Origin of the sequence: Micromonospora parathelypteridis (genome assembly GCF_014201145.1) — a bacterium.
Classification (GTDB): Bacteria; Actinomycetota; Actinomycetes; order Mycobacteriales; family Micromonosporaceae; genus Micromonospora; species Micromonospora parathelypteridis.
Map to the genome: position 1 here is coordinate 3349156 of NZ_JACHDP010000001.1, position 14844 is coordinate 3363999.

14 protein-coding genes are annotated in these 14844 nt (G+C 71.3%); 8 read left to right on the forward strand and 6 right to left on the reverse strand.

Features of this window, described 5'->3' with window-relative positions:
- Positions 1 to 48 precede the first annotated feature (48 nt).
- Positions 49 to 1110 carry a diacylglycerol kinase family protein gene (locus HNR20_RS15030; protein WP_184180353.1) on the reverse strand — a complete coding sequence of 354 codons (1062 nt, stop codon included), beginning with the start codon at positions 1108 to 1110 and terminating at the stop codon, positions 49 to 51.
- Positions 1111 to 1234: 124 nt separating this feature from the next.
- Here HNR20_RS15030 and HNR20_RS15035 point away from each other — a divergent pair, with 124 nt between their 5' ends.
- From HNR20_RS15035 to HNR20_RS15055, 5 genes are all read left to right on the forward strand, one after another.
- A complete protein-coding gene (locus tag HNR20_RS15035) occupies positions 1235 to 2524 on the forward strand; it encodes an adenylosuccinate synthase (protein ID WP_184180354.1) in 1290 nt (429 codons plus the stop codon).
- A 178-nt stretch (positions 2525 to 2702) separates the two neighbouring features.
- The gene (locus HNR20_RS15040) at positions 2703 to 3632 is read left to right on the forward strand and encodes a type IV toxin-antitoxin system AbiEi family antitoxin domain-containing protein (RefSeq protein WP_184180356.1); all 930 of its coding nucleotides are present in this window, start codon (positions 2703 to 2705) and stop codon (positions 3630 to 3632) included.
- A 103-nt stretch (positions 3633 to 3735) separates the two neighbouring features.
- Positions 3736 to 4986 (forward strand): phosphoribosylamine--glycine ligase, encoded by a 1251-nt coding sequence (gene purD / locus HNR20_RS15045; protein ID WP_184180358.1) that lies wholly within the window; start codon positions 3736 to 3738, stop codon positions 4984 to 4986.
- A gap of 408 nt (positions 4987 to 5394) precedes the next feature.
- A complete protein-coding gene (locus HNR20_RS15050; protein WP_311736870.1) occupies positions 5395 to 6027 on the forward strand; it encodes a SigE family RNA polymerase sigma factor in 633 nt (210 codons plus the stop codon).
- Between the two features lie 2 nt (positions 6028 to 6029).
- Positions 6030 to 7235 (forward strand): hypothetical protein, encoded by a 1206-nt coding sequence (locus tag HNR20_RS15055; RefSeq protein ID WP_184180362.1) that lies wholly within the window; start codon positions 6030 to 6032, stop codon positions 7233 to 7235.
- Positions 7236 to 7289: 54 nt separating this feature from the next.
- On the opposite strand, the gene HNR20_RS15060 is transcribed toward HNR20_RS15055, so the two are convergent.
- The 3 genes from HNR20_RS15060 to HNR20_RS15070 form a co-directional block, all read right to left on the reverse strand.
- Positions 7290 to 8852, reverse strand: a complete 1563-nt coding sequence (locus HNR20_RS15060; protein WP_184180364.1) for an AMP-binding protein — start codon at positions 8850 to 8852, stop codon at positions 7290 to 7292.
- Positions 8853 to 9124: 272 nt separating this feature from the next.
- Positions 9125 to 10339, reverse strand: coding sequence for an acyl-CoA dehydrogenase family protein (locus HNR20_RS15065; RefSeq protein WP_184180366.1), 1215 nt, complete (start codon positions 10337 to 10339; stop codon positions 9125 to 9127).
- Between the two features lies 1 nt (position 10340).
- Complete coding sequence (locus tag HNR20_RS15070) at positions 10341 to 10793, reverse strand: SCP2 sterol-binding domain-containing protein (RefSeq protein ID WP_184180368.1); 453 nt, start codon at positions 10791 to 10793, stop codon at positions 10341 to 10343.
- Positions 10794 to 10860: 67 nt separating this feature from the next.
- On the opposite strand from HNR20_RS15070, the gene HNR20_RS15075 reads away from it, so the two are divergent.
- Positions 10861 to 11499 (forward strand): TetR/AcrR family transcriptional regulator, encoded by a 639-nt coding sequence (locus HNR20_RS15075; RefSeq protein WP_184180371.1) that lies wholly within the window; start codon positions 10861 to 10863, stop codon positions 11497 to 11499.
- An 11-nt stretch (positions 11500 to 11510) separates the two neighbouring features.
- Here HNR20_RS15075 and HNR20_RS15080 read toward each other — a convergent pair whose 3' ends face one another.
- Positions 11511 to 12158 (reverse strand): DedA family protein, encoded by a 648-nt coding sequence (locus HNR20_RS15080; RefSeq protein WP_184188487.1) that lies wholly within the window; start codon positions 12156 to 12158, stop codon positions 11511 to 11513.
- 167 nt (positions 12159 to 12325) lie between these two features.
- On the opposite strand from HNR20_RS15080, the gene HNR20_RS15085 reads away from it, so the two are divergent.
- Together HNR20_RS15085 and HNR20_RS15090 are read left to right on the forward strand one after the other, a co-directional pair.
- Entirely contained in the window at positions 12326 to 13477 is a 1152-nt protein-coding gene (locus HNR20_RS15085) for a sensor histidine kinase (RefSeq protein ID WP_184180372.1), read from the forward strand.
- Positions 13474 to 14115 (forward strand): response regulator, encoded by a 642-nt coding sequence (locus tag HNR20_RS15090; RefSeq protein ID WP_184180374.1) that lies wholly within the window; start codon positions 13474 to 13476, stop codon positions 14113 to 14115. The genes HNR20_RS15085 and HNR20_RS15090 overlap by 4 nt, the downstream gene beginning before the upstream one ends.
- A gap of 49 nt (positions 14116 to 14164) precedes the next feature.
- Here HNR20_RS15090 and HNR20_RS15095 read toward each other — a convergent pair whose 3' ends face one another.
- Positions 14165 to 14785, reverse strand: a complete 621-nt coding sequence (locus tag HNR20_RS15095) for a DedA family protein (protein WP_184180376.1) — start codon at positions 14783 to 14785, stop codon at positions 14165 to 14167.
- Positions 14786 to 14844 lie beyond the last annotated feature (59 nt).

Genomic DNA, 14844 nt, shown 5'->3' on the forward strand with positions numbered 1-14844 from the left:
GGGGCTGTCGGCGCAGCCGAGGCCGCCCCACTCGGCGCAGCCCAGGGGTCAGATCGACCAGACCGCCCAGGCACCCGGCTCGATCCACCAGGAACGCTTCCGGGTCAGCTCCCCCTCGACACCGTCGTCGAGGTACGGCACCTTCCCCTCCCTGGGCAGCACCGACACGGCCCGCCCGCGAGCCCGCCGAACTTCGAGGCGTACCCGCTTGCGACCCAACGCCGAGCGGACGACCACCGGAATGGCCACCGCGACCTCGATCTGGCCGTCGGCCGGGTCCGGCGCGGTCAGCAGCGTCACGTCGTCGAGCGTCGCGTACCCGCCGGCGTTGCCGACCGCGCAGGCCAGCAGCGGTTCGTCGCCGTTGGTGAGGATGGTGTCGTCCACCTCCACCCGGGCCCGCCAGTGCAGTGGCCGGCCAGCGTCGTCGGCGGCGCCGAGCAGCGCGCCGTCCAGGGTCACCGAGCCACCGTCGTTGCGCAGCAGGTCCAGTCGGCGCGCCGTGCCGTCCAACACCGCGGCGGCCACCGCCGCCGGATCACGCGGCAACCCGAGCTGCGCGGCCAGGTCCCGGTGGGTGCCCCCACGAGCCGGATCGAGCGGGAGTACGGCCACCGGCGGCAGATCGGGCAGGGTCCGGTTGCCGGGCAGATCCGCCGGGCGGCGGCTCGGCGCTGGCGCGTACCGCCGGACCAGCCGGCGCAGCACGGCGCGCAACTGCCCGTCGCTGGCCGTGGCGACGACGAGCCGGGTCTTGCCGTCCAGATCCGGCCAGGTGAGGCCGTCCGGGCGGGCGGGACCGTCGAGCCGGGCCAACACCGCGTCGATCTCCGCGTCGGAGCGGGCGGTGACCGTCTCCACTCGGGCGCCCCGGGCGATCAGCGCGTCGGCGCAGGCAAGCACCGGCACCCGTGGCCGCTCGGTGGCGCACCGCTCGGCGTCACCGTCGGCCTGGGTCGTCTGGCCGGTGTCGGTCTGGCCGGTCGGGCCAGCCTGGTCTGTTGGGTCGGTCTGGGCCTCGGTCGCGCCGCCACAGCAGGCCCCGCCGCTGCCACAGCCCCCGGGAGCGTCGCGCTCCGAACCGAGGGTGAGCAGCACCACGTCGTACACGGAAGGAGCCTCCTGCCTCTCGACGCGACCCCTGCCGGCCACGCCGTCACTACTTGTTAACCTGACACCCCGGGCTCGCCAACCGGTCGCCACCTGGCACCCGAGCCTTCTGGAGGCGGAAAAGATGCCAGCGATCGTGCTCATCGGCGCTCAGTGGGGCGACGAGGGCAAGGGCAAGGTTACCGACCTGCTGGGTGAGCGGGTCGACTACGTCGTGCGCTACTCCGGCGGCAACAACGCCGGCCACACGGTGATCACCCCAGACGGCCAGAAGTACGCGCTGCACCTGATGCCCTCCGGGGCGCTCTCGCCGGACGCGATGATCGTCATCGGTAACGGTGTGGTGGTCGACCCGAAGGTGCTGCTCGCCGAGATCGACGGCCTGGCCGAGCGCGGCGTCGACGTGTCCCGGCTACGGATCTCCGGTGACGCGCACCTGATCATGCCGCACCACCGGGCGCTGGACCGGGTGATCGAGCGCTATCTCGGCTCGTCCCGGATCGGCACGACCGGCCGGGGCATCGGCCCGGCGTACGGCGACAAGGTCGCTCGGATCGGCATCCGGCTCCAGGACCTGCTCGACCCGGGCATCCTGCGCAAGAAGCTGGAACTCGCGCTGCGCGAGAAGAACCAGATCCTGTTCAAGGTCTACAACCGCAAGGCGATCGACCTTGAGGCGACCGTCGAGGAGTACCTGGAGTACGCGGAGCGGCTCAAGCCGTACATCGCGGAGACCCGGGCGATGCTCTGGGACGCCCTGGACCGGGGCGAGACGGTGCTGCTGGAGGGCGCGCAGGCCACCATGCTCGACATGGACCACGGCACGTACCCCTTCGTGACCTCGTCCAACCCGACCGCCGGTGGCGCCTGCGTGGGCGCCGGCATCCCGCCGACCGCGATCAACAAGGTGATCGCGGTCAGCAAGGCGTACACCACCCGGGTCGGTGCGGGGCCGTTCCCCACGGAGCTGTTCGACGCCAGCGGTGAGCACCTGCGCAAGATCGGCGCGGAGTACGGCACCACCACCGGCCGGGAGCGCCGGTGCGGATGGTTCGACGCGGTCGTCGCCCGGTACGCCTGCCGCCTCAACGGCGTCACCGACCTGGTCATCACCAAGCTGGACGTACTCACCGGCCTGCCCAAGGTGCCGATCTGCGTGGGCTACGAGATCAACGGTGTCCGGGTCGACGACATGCCGATGAGCCAGACGGACTTCCACCACGCCAAGCCCGTCTACGAGGAGCTCGACGGCTGGTGGGAGGACATCACCAAGGCCCGCACCGCCGAGGACCTGCCGGAGAACGCCCGCCGCTACATCGCCCGGGTCGAGGAACTCTGCAACACCAAGATCAGCGTTGTAGGCGTAGGCCCAGGCCGAGACGAAAACGTAGTCCTCCACCCCCTCCTCCCCTAACCCCACCACCCACCCACCCACCCATTTGCCCCGGTGATCAAGAGGTTTGCGTCAATCCCGCGCGGAATCCTGACGCAAACCTCTTGATCACCTAAGCAAGGGGGTGGGGTTATCCACAGGGGGCGGGCGTTGTCCACAGGGGCTTCGGTGGGGTGGGGCGGGTGGGCAGGGTGTGGGTGTGGGACCACACCAGCTTCTTCGCGACATCGCTGCCGGGCAGGACGGATTGGTCACCCTGGACCAGGCATTGCGTGCTGGCCTGACCAGGGACCAGGTTAGACAGTTGCACCGGTCCGGCAGGTGGCAACGGCTTCTGCGCGGTTGCTTCGTCCCGGACGTGGAGCTGAGTGATTCGACGCGTCGGCGGGCGCGGATCCGCGCTGCGGTCGTGAGCCTTGGCCCAGGGGCCTTCGCTGTCCTGGACACTGCTCTGGAACTGCACGGCATTGCAGGTCTTCGCCAGACTTCGCAGGTCCATGTCTCGGTGCCAGTTGTTCGACCTCGGCCCCAGCGCGCCATGGTGCCGTGGCTGACGGTGCATCAGATGACCGTTGCTCCCGTCGACATCGTCGAGGTTGCGGGCATCAGCGCGACCTCTCCGCTCCGTACCGTCTCGGATGTCATCCTCCGGGTTGATCGTTATCCAGCAGTCTCAGTCCTGGATTCGGCGCTGAACCAGGGCCGTATCGATCCAGCGCGACTGGCGGCGATCCCGAATCTGATCCGGGGGCGCAGGGGCGCGGTCGTGGCTCGCGCTTGTCTGGCTGAGGCGGACGGGCGGGCGCAGTCGCCGCTCGAGACGCGTAGCCGACTGCGGTGCGTGGACGGCCGGGTGCCACCGGACACGCTGCAGCTGGAAGTGCGCGACGATGACGGCTATCTGCTCGGTATTGGCGACCTGGGTTGGCGCGGCCCGAGGCTGATCGCCGAAGCAGACGGTCAAGACGCGCACGGCACCCCGGAAGCGGCCTACGCCGATCGCCGCCGCCAGAACCGACTGGTCAACGCGGGCTGGACCATCCTCCGCTTCACCTGGCAGGACACCCTCCACCCCAACTACATACCCCACACGGTCCGACAAGCGATCGCGGCCGCCCACCGAAGGTGATCAAGAGGTTCCCGTCAGAAACGGTTCGACCGCCGACGCAAACCTCTTGATCACCGACGGCCGACGGGACTGGGCCGAGGTTTGGACAGTAGGATGCGGGGTCGTGCGGGTTCTTTTGGTGGGTGGTGGCGGGCGGGAGCATGCTCTTGCGCTCGGGTTGGTAAGCGATCCGGCTGTTTCGGCGCTCGTTGCCGCGCCTGGTAACCCCGGGATCGCCGGCCTTGCCGAGTTGCGGGCCGTGAACGCCACCGATCCGGCCGCGGTGGCGGCGCTGGCCGTGGAGACCTCTGCCGACCTGGTGGTGATCGGGCCCGAGGCGCCGCTGGTCGCCGGGGTCGCCGACGCGGTACGCGCCAAGGGGATCGCCGTGTTCGGCCCCTCTGGTGAGGCCGCTCAGCTGGAGGGTTCCAAGGCGTTCGCCAAGGACGTGATGACCGCCGCCGGTGTGCCGACCGCCCGCGCGTACGTCTGCACGGACGAGGAGAGCACCGCGCGGGCGCTGGACGAGTTCGGCGCCCCGTACGTGGTGAAGGACGACGGCCTCGCCGCCGGCAAGGGCGTGGTGGTGACCGACGACCGGTCCGCCGCGCTGGCTCATGCCCGCGAGTGCGGGCGGGTCGTGGTCGAGGAGTTCCTCGACGGCCCGGAGGTCAGCCTCTTCGTGGTCACCGACGGTGTGGCGGCGCTGCCGCTGCTGCCGGCGCAGGACTTCAAGCGGCTCGGCGACGGCGACACCGGGCCGAACACCGGCGGCATGGGAGCGTACGCACCGCTGGCCTGGGCCCCGTCCGGCTTGGTCGACGACGTCATGCGTGACGTGGTCCACCCCACTCTGGCCGAGCTGCGCCATCGGGGCACCCCGTTCGCTGGCCTGCTCTACGTCGGGCTCGCGATCACCGCCGCCGGTCCTCGGGTGATCGAGTTCAACGCGCGCTTCGGCGATCCGGAGACCCAGGTGGTGCTCGCGTTGCTGGAGACCCCGCTGGGTGGGCTGCTGCACGCGGCGGCCACCGGCACGTTGGCCGAGCATCCGCCGCTGCGTTGGCGCGACGGCAGCGCGGTCACCGTGGTGCTCGCCTCCCCGGGTTACCCGGCCGCGCCGCACACCGGTGACGTCATCACCGGCGCGGACCGCCCGGGCATCATCCACGCCGGCACCGCCCGCCGGGCCAGCGACGGCGCGTTGCTCTCCGCTGGCGGCCGGGTCCTCTGCGGTACGGCCACCGGCCCCGACCTGGCCTCCGCGCGGGACGCCGCGTACGCGCTGGTGGATGGGGTGGAGCTGGCTGGCTCGCAGCACCGCACCGACATCGCCGCCGCCGCGATCGAGAGCCGGATCACGATCCCGAGCTGAGTCCGCCTATCGGCGGGTTGGTGCCTCGCCCGCGACCGTCCGCGGTGTGGGTCGGGCTGATGCCGCCCGCGTCCGGATCGTGGCGCGCCCGGTGGGCGGGCAGGTTGTCCAAGATCACGTAGATCGATGCCCTCGTCCGGCGGCCCGCGCCGCCGAACGACACCCTGAAGCTGGTCGTCGTAGCCGCACCCGTGCACGATCTGCCACCACCTCAGGCTGTCGCCCCACACGGCGTGGCAACCGTCACCGACCTGGTCGAGCGTTCCGGTCGATCGGGTGGAGGGGCTGTGCGTGCGGGAGATGAGCCAGTCTGGTGAGGTTGTCGCCCCCGAGGGGCAACCCGGCGTTGCTCCACCCACGACTTAGCGGTGTCGGAGGCACGACGACGGGAGGAGTGGAGATGCGGGTGTGCGGACGATCACCGTGCTGTTGGCCGGTGGGAGGACAGGTCCGAGGATGCCGCTGAGCCGGAGACTGGCCGAGCGGGCCGCGGCCGACACCGAGTACACCGAGTGCGTTCGCGCTGGTCTGCCGCAGTGGCGCCGGACGGCGTACCTGATGTGCGGTGACTGGCATCAGGGCGACGACATCGTGCAGCGGGTGCTCACCGAGCTGTACCGGAACTGGTCCCGGGCCCGGCGGGCCGACAGCCTGAACGCACTGGTCCGGACGATGTTGATGCGGCGGTTGATCGACGAGCGCCGACGCGGCTGGGCTCGGGTGCTGCTCACCGACCTGCTACCGGAACGGCCCGCACCGACCGCCCCGGATGCCACGGAACGGCTCGATCTGGTGGCGGCGCTGCGCCAGGTCGCGCCGCGGCAGCGGGCTGTCCTGGTGCTCCGGTTCTTTCAGGACCTGACGGTGGAGGAGACGGCGCAGGCGTTGGGCTGCGCGCCGGGCACCGTCAAGAGCCAGACCGCCAAGGGGCTGGCGACGCTGCGAGGACTGCTCGCCCCCGTCCGGAATGACGTGCCGACCACCATGCAGGCCGGCGCGGCGAGTGGCGCGCCGACCAACGTGTTAGCCCACGGGAGTTGACAATGATCGATGATATGGATGTGGCGCGGTTGATGCGCGCCGAGGTCGAGTCGGCCGAGACGCCGTCGGCCGTTGTGAACATCGAACGGGCGATGATCGCCGGGCGGCGGCAGCGCTGGTACGTGCGGGGCGCGGGAGCCGCACTGACCGTGGTCGCGGTGGCGGTCGGCGCCGTCACGGTGCCGGGCCTGGTCGCACCGGACCGGTCGTCGACGCCGGCGCTGGAGATGGTCGGCGCCCTGGCTCCGCTGGAGCCGTACACCGGGAAGGTGCCGTCGCCCGACACGTCCCGGATCCCGGCGGCGTTGGAGACGGTCGACCCGGCCGTTCAGTACGTCCGGTTCGGTTGGCTGCCGTCGGGCCTGGACAGCCTGCAGTACCAGGCGGGTCTGCTGCTGAGCGGCCCGGGTGTCGCCCTGATCGGGCATGCCGCCGACTCGCCGAACCCCAGCTGGGCAGGGGTTTCGGCCAGTCTCTACCCGAAGGGGGTGACGCCGCAGGCGCCGCAGGTCATGGGCATCGACCAACGGGCACCCACCGTGAGTACGGCGCCTGCGCCCGATGTGCGGGGCGCAGCGGCGACCTTCACCCAGTACGACGTCGACGGCACTGACCGGCTCTCCCTCCGCTGGCGGTACGCCCCGGACGGCTGGGCCGCGGTCGATGTCGCACCCTGGGCGGCGGGCCAGGATGCCCGCGAGATCGCCCTGCACGTGGCGCAGAAACTCACCTTCAGTACGACCGAGCGGGTACAGATGCCGGCCCAGGTCATGGAGGTGCCGCAGAACCTGCGGATGATCAGCACCACCGTCAACGGGCCACTGACCCCGGAGGGCTGGCGGTGGTACGCCGGCGTCACGTACAGCGCCGAACCCTCCACCGCGGATCCCGGTAGGCAGCGGGCGAAGACGCTGGACGTCGGCTTCTCCCCGTACTTCGAGATGACCGACAAGATCCGGGCCGAGTTGCAGGGGAAGGAGTTCTTCCGGCCGCCGAATACGACCGTCGACGGTCATCAGGCGTCCTTCTTCGCTGCCGCTGATCCGGAGTGGTGTGAGTCGCTGGAGGTGTTCGACGTGCAGGGGATGGCGGTCGAGATCGACGCACACCGCGGAACGCTCGATGGGCAGGGCACGAAGGGCCTGTTCCAGCGCCTCGACCTCGCCGGGGCCAAGCCGGACTGGCGGCCTTCGCTGATGGTCGACTGACGGGTGCGGTCACCGCCCCGGAACTCGCCGGCCTCGCCGACGGTTCCGGGGCGGTCAGCCGTAGTAGCGGCGTAGCTCTCGGCTGAGCACCTTGCCGGTGGCGTTACGGGGCAGGTACTTCACGAAGATCACGTCCCGGGGCACGGAGAATCGGGCCAGGTAGTGCCGGACGTACTCGCGTACCGCCTCGGGGTCGAGCGTCTCGTTCGGGTGCAGGGCGAGGAACGCGGACAGTCGCTGGCCGTACTCGGTGTCGGGCACGCCGATCACGGCCGCTTCGCGGACCTGTGGCAGTTGGGCGAGCAGGTCCTCCACCTCGGACGGGAAGACGTTCTCGCCACCGGAGACGATCATGTCGTCGGCTCGGCCGTCGACGAAGAGCAGCCCGTCAGGGTTGAGTCGGCCGAGGTCACCGGTGTCGAGCAGCCCGTCGCGGGTCTCCCGGTTGGCACCGGAGGTGTACCCCTCGAAGAGCATCTCGTTGCCGACGAAGATCCGCCCGACCTGTCCGTTCGCCACCGGCTGACCGTTGTCGTCGAGCATCTCCAGCCGGGTCCCGTGCGGTGGCCGGCCAGCCGTCGTGGGTGCCTCGCGCAGCTCCTGGGGACCTGCGATGGAGGCCCAGGAGACCTCGGTGGAGCCGTAGAGGTTGTACAGGACGTCCCCGTAGACGTCCATGAACTTCGGGGCGAGCCCGCCGGGCAGCGCCGAACCACTGACCGCGACGACCTTGAGTGGCGGGCGCGGGTCTGGCGCAGGCACCTCCAGCAGCCGCTGCAGCATCACCGGTACGGCGAACAGCGCGTCGCACCGGTGGTGGACCAGGGCGGCGAGCGTGGCGGCCGGGTCGAAGCGGCGCTGCAGCACGATGGTGGCCCGTAGCGCGAAACAGACCTGGAGGGCGGCGAATCCCCAGGTGTGGAAGATCGGTGCCGTGATCATCACCCGGTCCCGGGTGTTCAGCGGGATGCGATCGATGATGGACACCAGTGGGCCGAAACCGCTGGGTGTGGGCCGCCGGGCACCCTTGGGCGCCCCGGTGGTCCCCGAGGTGAGCACGATGATCCGGCCGTCACGCTCCGGAGGGTGCAACTCGCCCGGGAGTGCCCCGGCGACCAACTCCTCGCGAGCGCGTTCGTCGAGGCGGGGCAGTTCGGCGGGGAGTCCGAGGACCCGCTCGGCGAACTCGTCGTCGTGCACCAGCAGCCGGAGCCGCTGTTCCTCGGCGACGGTGAGCAGTTGGGCCGCGGAGAGCCCGGTGTTGACCAGGACCGCGTCCACACCCAGCAGGGTGGCCGCGACGATCGTCTCGACCAGCCCGTGGTGGTTGCGGCAGAGCACGCCGATCCGATCGCCGGCCTGTACGCCGAGCCCGGCCCGCATCGACCGGGCCATCCGTTCGGCCCGGTCGAGGAGGTCCTGATAGGTCAGCTCGGTGCCGTCCTCCTCGATGACCGCCAGCCGGCCGGGGTCCCGGGCTGCTGCCTGGCGCAGCTCGCCGGCCAGGCTCCACCCCCACGTGCGCAACGCGTTGAGCTGCGAGGCGATCCGGACCGGGCTGCCTGGCATGAGCAGCCCGCGACGAGTCAGCGTGGCAACGATGAACGGCAGGTCCATGCCGCAGACCTCCTACGGGCGGTGCGCGGACGGGCGACTGGATTCCCCGTCCATCAGGGCGTCTTTCCTTGATCATGCACTGGGTGCGGCTGGAGGCCCAGTTCGCGTCGGCGTGGGGTGACGAAGACGGCACGGATCGTGGATTTCGGTGGTTGCACGGTATGAGGTTCGGTGCGCCCCCCGGCCCGGCCGAGCCCGGCCGGACCAGGGGCGCCCAACTACGCTGATCGGGCCGGACCAGGGGGCGGCCGACCGCGTAGGGCACCGGTGGATCAGCGGATCTGCATCCCGGAGATCGCCCGGGAGATGACCAGCCGCTGGATTTCGGAGGTGCCCTCGAAGATGGTGTAGATCTTGGCGTCGCGGTACCAGCGCTCGACCGGGTGGTCGCGCAGGAACCCGGCCCCGCCGAGCAGTTGCACCGCCTTCTCGGTGACCGACACCGCCACCTCGCCGGCCTTGAGCTTGGACATCGACCCCTCGCCCGCGGTGAACGGGCGGTTGTTGCGGCCCATCCACGACGCACGCCAGACGAGCAGCCGCGCCGCGTCGATCTCCATCCGCATGTCGGCCAGCGCGAACGCGACCGCCTGGTTCTCGATGATCGGCCGTCCGAACTGGACTCGGTCCTTCGCGTAGTCCAGGGCGTACTCGTAGGCGGCCCGGGCCACGCCGAGTGCCTGCGCGCCGACCGTGGGTCGGGACAACTCGAAGGTACGCATCGCGGCCTGCCCGGTGGCCCGCTGACCGGAGCGGGCCCGGTCGAGGCGTTCCAGCAGGGCGTCCCGCCCGCCGAGCAGGCAGCGGCCGGGCACGCGTACCCCGTCGAGGAAGACGTCGGCGGTGTGCGACGCGCGCAGGCCGAGTTTGCGCAGCTTGCGGGTGGCGGCCAGGCCGGGGGTGCCCGGTGGCACGACGAACGCCGCCTGGCCCCGGGAGCCGAGCGTGGGGTCGACCGAGGCGGTGACCACGTGCACTCCGGCGATCCCGCCGTTGGTGGCGTACGCCTTCTGCCCGGTCAGCACCCACTCGTCGGTGGCCTCGTCGTAGACGGCCCGGGTGCGCATCGCGCCGACGTCCGAGCCGGCTTCCGGCTCGCTCGTGCAGAACGCGGCGACGGTCGGCGAGTCGATGTCGCCGAAGCACTGCGGCACCCACTCGATCATCTGCTCAGGGGTGCCGGCGCCGTAGATGGCGGCGACGGCGAGTGAGGTGCCGAAGATGCTCAGCCCGATGCCGGCGTCACCCCAGAAGAGCTCCTCGCTGGCGATCGGCAGCGAGAGCCCGGTCGGATCGGCCCAGCAGGTGGCGAGGAACTCGAAGCCGTAGAGGCCGACCTTGGCGGCTTCCTGGATCACCGGCCACGGGGTGTCCTCGCGTTCGTCCCACTCGGCAGCGGCCGGGCGCACGACCTCGGCGGCGAAGCCGTGCACCCAGTCGCGTAGATCCCGCTGTTCCTCGTTCAGGTCGAGCGAGAACTCAGCCATGTCAGGCCTTGGGGATGTCGAACAGGTTGGCGATGTTGGCGGCGAGGCCGAGGTCACCCTTGGCCTTCAGCTTGCCGGTCATGAACATCATCACCGGGTTGGCGCCACCGGAGACGATCTTCAGGAACTCGACCGGACCCATGGTCAGGCTCAGCTTCGGGTCGTGCTGCGGGGTCTCGTTCACGTCGCACTTGCCGTCGGCGATGACCACCTCGTAGGTGTCGCTGCCGCCGTCCGCGCGACCGGTGATGACCCAGTGGATGACCGCGTTGGTGGAGCCGGCCCGGTCCGCGCGGAACAGCGCCGGCATCCGGCCGAACACCTCGCCCAGGATCTTGCCGCGCAGGTCACCGGACATCACCTGGGCGATTTTGTCGTCCGGGGTGGACTTGACCAGCTGGGCGAACTCCTTGGGGCCGACGTTGGCGAAGCTCGCCGGGTCGAAGTCAGTCATCAGGTGCGCCTTCCGGAAGATTGGCTACTCGCGCGTAACCCTACGCACGAGTAGGTATGCTCGCAAGGTGTCCACCGTTCCCGCGTTCAAGCGCCTGCCACGTGCCGTCCGCGAGCAGCAGATGCTCGACGCGGCCGTCAAGGTCTTCTCCCGGCGCGGCTTCCACGCCTCCAGCATGGACGAGATCGCGGAGGATGCCGGCATCTCCAAGCCCATGGTGTACGCGTACCTCGGCACCAAGGAGGAACTCTTCGTCGCCTGCCTGCACCGGGAGGGCACCCGGATGATGCAGGCCATCGCTGGCGCCGCCGCACCCGACCTGCCGGCGGACGTTCGGCTCTGGCGTGGGCTGAGGGCGTTCTTCGGCTTCGTGGGCGCGCACCGCGACGGCTGGGCGGTGCTCTACCGGCAGGCCCGCGGCGAGCAGCCGTTCGCCGGCGAGTTGGCCACCATGCGGACCCGGCTGGTCGAGGTCGTCGCCGGGATGCTCGACCACGCGCTGCGCGCCGAGGGCCGCGAGATCGCCGCCATCGACCTGGAGGTCGTCGCGTACGCCCTGGTCGGCGCGACCGAGTCGCTGGCTGACTGGCTCGCGGACCACCCGGAGGCCGACCCGGAGAAGACCGCCACCCGGATGATGAACGTGGCCTGGCTCGGTGCCGGCCAACTCCTGCATGGCGTCACCTGGCGCCCGGCGGCCGACTGACCGCCCTGCCATCACCGCACCGGCGTCCCACTCACCGGCTCGGTCGTCGACACCGGCCGTGCGGATCGGTGACGGTTGCCGAGCCAGCGGGCCGCCTCGACGAGCATCGTCACCGTCAGCGCGAGGCCCAGACCAACTAGTAGACCGCGCAGCGGGTCCTGCTCGAAAGCCAGCCCGCCGAGGTAGCCGACCAGCGCCGAGTAGAGCGCCCAGGAGGCGGCGGCGAGCGCGTCGAAGACCAGGAATCGTCGCCGGGGATAGTGCACCGCGCCCATGGTGAGGGTGACCGCCGTCCGGCCGCCCGGTACGTAGCGGGCCACGGTGAGGATCAGACCACCCCGGGTGGCGATCCCCCGCCGGGCCCACTCGATGGCGGCCCGGCGGCGGCCTTCGGACGGCAGCCGGTCGAGCAGCCGAGTGCCACCGCCCCGCCCGAGGGCGTAGGAGATGTGATCCCCGATCAGCGCCCCTGTCCCCGCCACCAGGATGACCGCGGGCAGGTACGGCGCACCGGAGGCCGCGAACACCCCGGCGGTGATCACCGCCGTCTCGCTCGGCACCACGGGGAAGAAGCCGTCGAGCACAGCGATCGCGAAGATCGCCAGGTACACCCAGGGCGAGGACATCGTCTCGTGCAGCAGGTCGAGCAGATCCATGATGTCGATGCTGGTGCGGGCGGCGGCTCCCGCCATCGGCCAGTGGTCAGCCGGACGCCACTACTTAGGTAGTGACCGGCCCGGACGGCGGGTAGGGGTCTTCCCCCACCACACCCGGGTCCAGCAGCGCGGGGCGGTCCGATCAGCCGGCGGAGTCCTACGCTCGCTGCGTGGCCTCCAGCGCCGTCGCCGTTCGGCGGGTCGTTCAGCGGTACGCCCCGTTGCTGCTCGCCGTCCTGGTCGCGCTGGCTGTCATGGCCAGCGCGACCGGTGACATCGGGGTCCGTTCGCCGCTGCCGGGCGCGGTCGTGGTGTTGCTCGCCCTGGCGGCGGCCGGGGCCGCCGGCACGGCTCGGACCCGCCGCTGGCCGCTGTTCCTGGCCGCGGCGGTCTGCTGGTTGGTGCTCGCCGCCGCGGCGGCCGGGGTGGTCGCCTCGTACCAGGCGGGCCTGCGGCTGCGTGGTCGACGGCTCGCCGGCTACCTCGCCGGCGCGGCCCTGGTGCTGGCCGGTGGGGTGCTGGTCGGGTTGGCGGTGGGCGGCGTACGGCGGATCACCACCGCCACTACCGGCAACGTGCTGCTTCTCGCCGCCTGTCTGGTCGGGCTTCCGTTGGTGTTCGGCCTCTGGGTGCGGGCGCGCCAGGACACGCTTGCCGCCCTGCGGGACCGGGCCGAGCGACTGGAACGGGAGCAGGAGGCCCGCGCCGACCGGGTCCGCGCCGAGGAGCGGACCCGGATCGCCCGCGAGATGCATGACGTGGTGGCCCACCGGGTCTCGCTGATGGTGGTGCATGCCGGGGCGCTGGAGGTGACCGCTGCCGACCCGGCGACCGTCGAGTCCGCCGCGCTGATCCGGACGACCGGCCGGCAGGCGCTCACTGACCTGCGCGAGGTGCTGGGCGTGCTGCGACAGGCCGGTCCGGCCGTGGTGCCGGAGCGAGGGCTCGACGCGCTGGACGAGCTGATCGGGGAGTCCCGTACCGCCGGGCTGCGGGTGTGCCGGCGGGACGAGGGTGTTCCGTCCGCACTACCCGCGACCGTGGGGCGCACGGCGTACCGGGTGGTCCGGGAGGCGCTGACCAACGTGCGCAAGCACGCGGGCGACGCCGAGACGACCGTCTGTCTGCGCTACCTGCCCGACGGGCTGGAGGTGGTGGTCCGCAACGGCCCGTCCGGAGGCGGCCAGGCCCTGCCCGGTGCCGGGCAGGGGTTGCTCGGGCTGCGTGAGCGGGTGGAGTTGCTCGGCGGCCGGCTGGAGGCGACGCCCGTGGACGGCGGCTTCCTGGTGCGGGCCCTGATCCCGGTGGCGGGTGCGGCGTGATCCGGGTGGTGGTGGTCGATGACGAGCAACTGGTCCGTGCTGGGCTGCGGTTGATCCTGGAGGCGGCGGAGGACATCACCGTGGTGGGCGAGGCGGCGGACGGCGCTGGCGCGCTGGACCAGGCCCAGCGGTTGCGCCCCGACGTGGTCCTGCTCGACGTGCGGATGCCGGGCGTCGACGGACTGACCGTCGCGCCCGACGTGGTCGCCGCCGGACCAAAGGTGATCATGTTGACCACCTTCGACCTGGACGAGTATGTGCACGGGGCGCTGCGGGCCGGCGCTGTCGGCTTCCTGCTCAAGGACACCCCGCCCCGCGAGTTGGCCGCGGCCGTCCGCACGGTGGCCGCCGGGAACGCGATGCTCGCACCAACGGTCACCCGCCGCCTGATCAGCTCGTTTGCCGAGCGGGGTCCGGCCCGCCGGGAGACGGCTCGTCAGCGTCTGGCGCCGCTCACCACGAGGGAGCTGGAGATCGTCCGGGAGGTGGCGCGCGGGCACGGCAATGCGGAGATCGCCCGGCGGTTGACGATGAGCGAGGCCACCGTGAAGGCACATGTCAGCCGGGCGCTGGCGAAGCTCCAAGCGGGCAACCGCGTGCAGTTGGCGATCCTGGTGTACGACGCCGACCTGTTATGACGTGTCCCGCCGTCACGACGCCCGTTCAGCGGCGGAAACGATCCACCGTTCAGCGGCGGGCAGCGGCCCGACGGCGCGCCCGACGGCGTAGCCACCGGATGCCCTCCAGGCCGAACGTGACGAGCACCGAGAGCCCCACACCGACCAGCACGCCTCGTATCGGGTCGCGCTCGAAAGCCAGCCCGCCGAAATAGCCGAGCAGCCCGCAGTACAGCGCCCAGCTGACCGTCGCGATGCTGTCGTACAGGAGGAATGCCCGGCGGGGATAGCCCACCGCGCCCATGGTGAGGGTGACCGCGGTCCGGCCGCCCGGCACGTACCGGGAGGTGGTCAGGATCAGCCCGCCGCGCCGGTCCACGGCCCGGCGGGCCCAGTCGGAGCTGGCCCGTCGGCGGCTGCCGTCGGGAAGCCGGGCCAGCCGGCGCGCACCGCCGCCCCGGCCGATGGCGTACGAGACGTGATCGCCGACCAGCGCTCCGATGGCCGCGGTCGCGATCACCAGGACCAGGTTGGGGTGCCCGCCGTTCGCCGCGAGCACCCCCGCGGTGATCACCGCTGCCTCGCCCGGCACCGCGGGGAAGAACGCGTCGACCGCGGTGAGCCCGAAGATCACCAGGTACACCCACGGCGACGTGACCGTCCCACGGAGGAGGTCGAGCAGGGCTTCCATGCCCTCATGCTCGCCGGGCGCGACGGGCCGGGTGGCCGAGTCCCAGGATCACCCGCCTT

Bases quoted from the DNA above. Each gene is read 5' to 3' on its own strand.
- HNR20_RS15035 (WP_184180354.1), top strand. From the start codon at position 1,235: ATGCCAGCGATCGTGCTCATCGGCGCTCAGTGGGGCGACGAGGGCAAG.
- HNR20_RS15055 (WP_184180362.1), top strand. From the start codon at position 6,030: ATGATCGATGATATGGATGTGGCGCGGTTGATGCGCGCCGAGGTCGAG.
- HNR20_RS15060 (WP_184180364.1), bottom strand. From the start codon at position 8,852: ATGGACCTGCCGTTCATCGTTGCCACGCTGACTCGTCGCGGGCTGCTC.
- HNR20_RS15065 (WP_184180366.1), bottom strand. From the start codon at position 10,339: ATGGCTGAGTTCTCGCTCGACCTGAACGAGGAACAGCGGGATCTACGC.
- HNR20_RS15070 (WP_184180368.1), bottom strand. From the start codon at position 10,793: ATGACTGACTTCGACCCGGCGAGCTTCGCCAACGTCGGCCCCAAGGAG.
- HNR20_RS15095 (WP_184180376.1), bottom strand. From the start codon at position 14,785: ATGGAAGCCCTGCTCGACCTCCTCCGTGGGACGGTCACGTCGCCGTGG.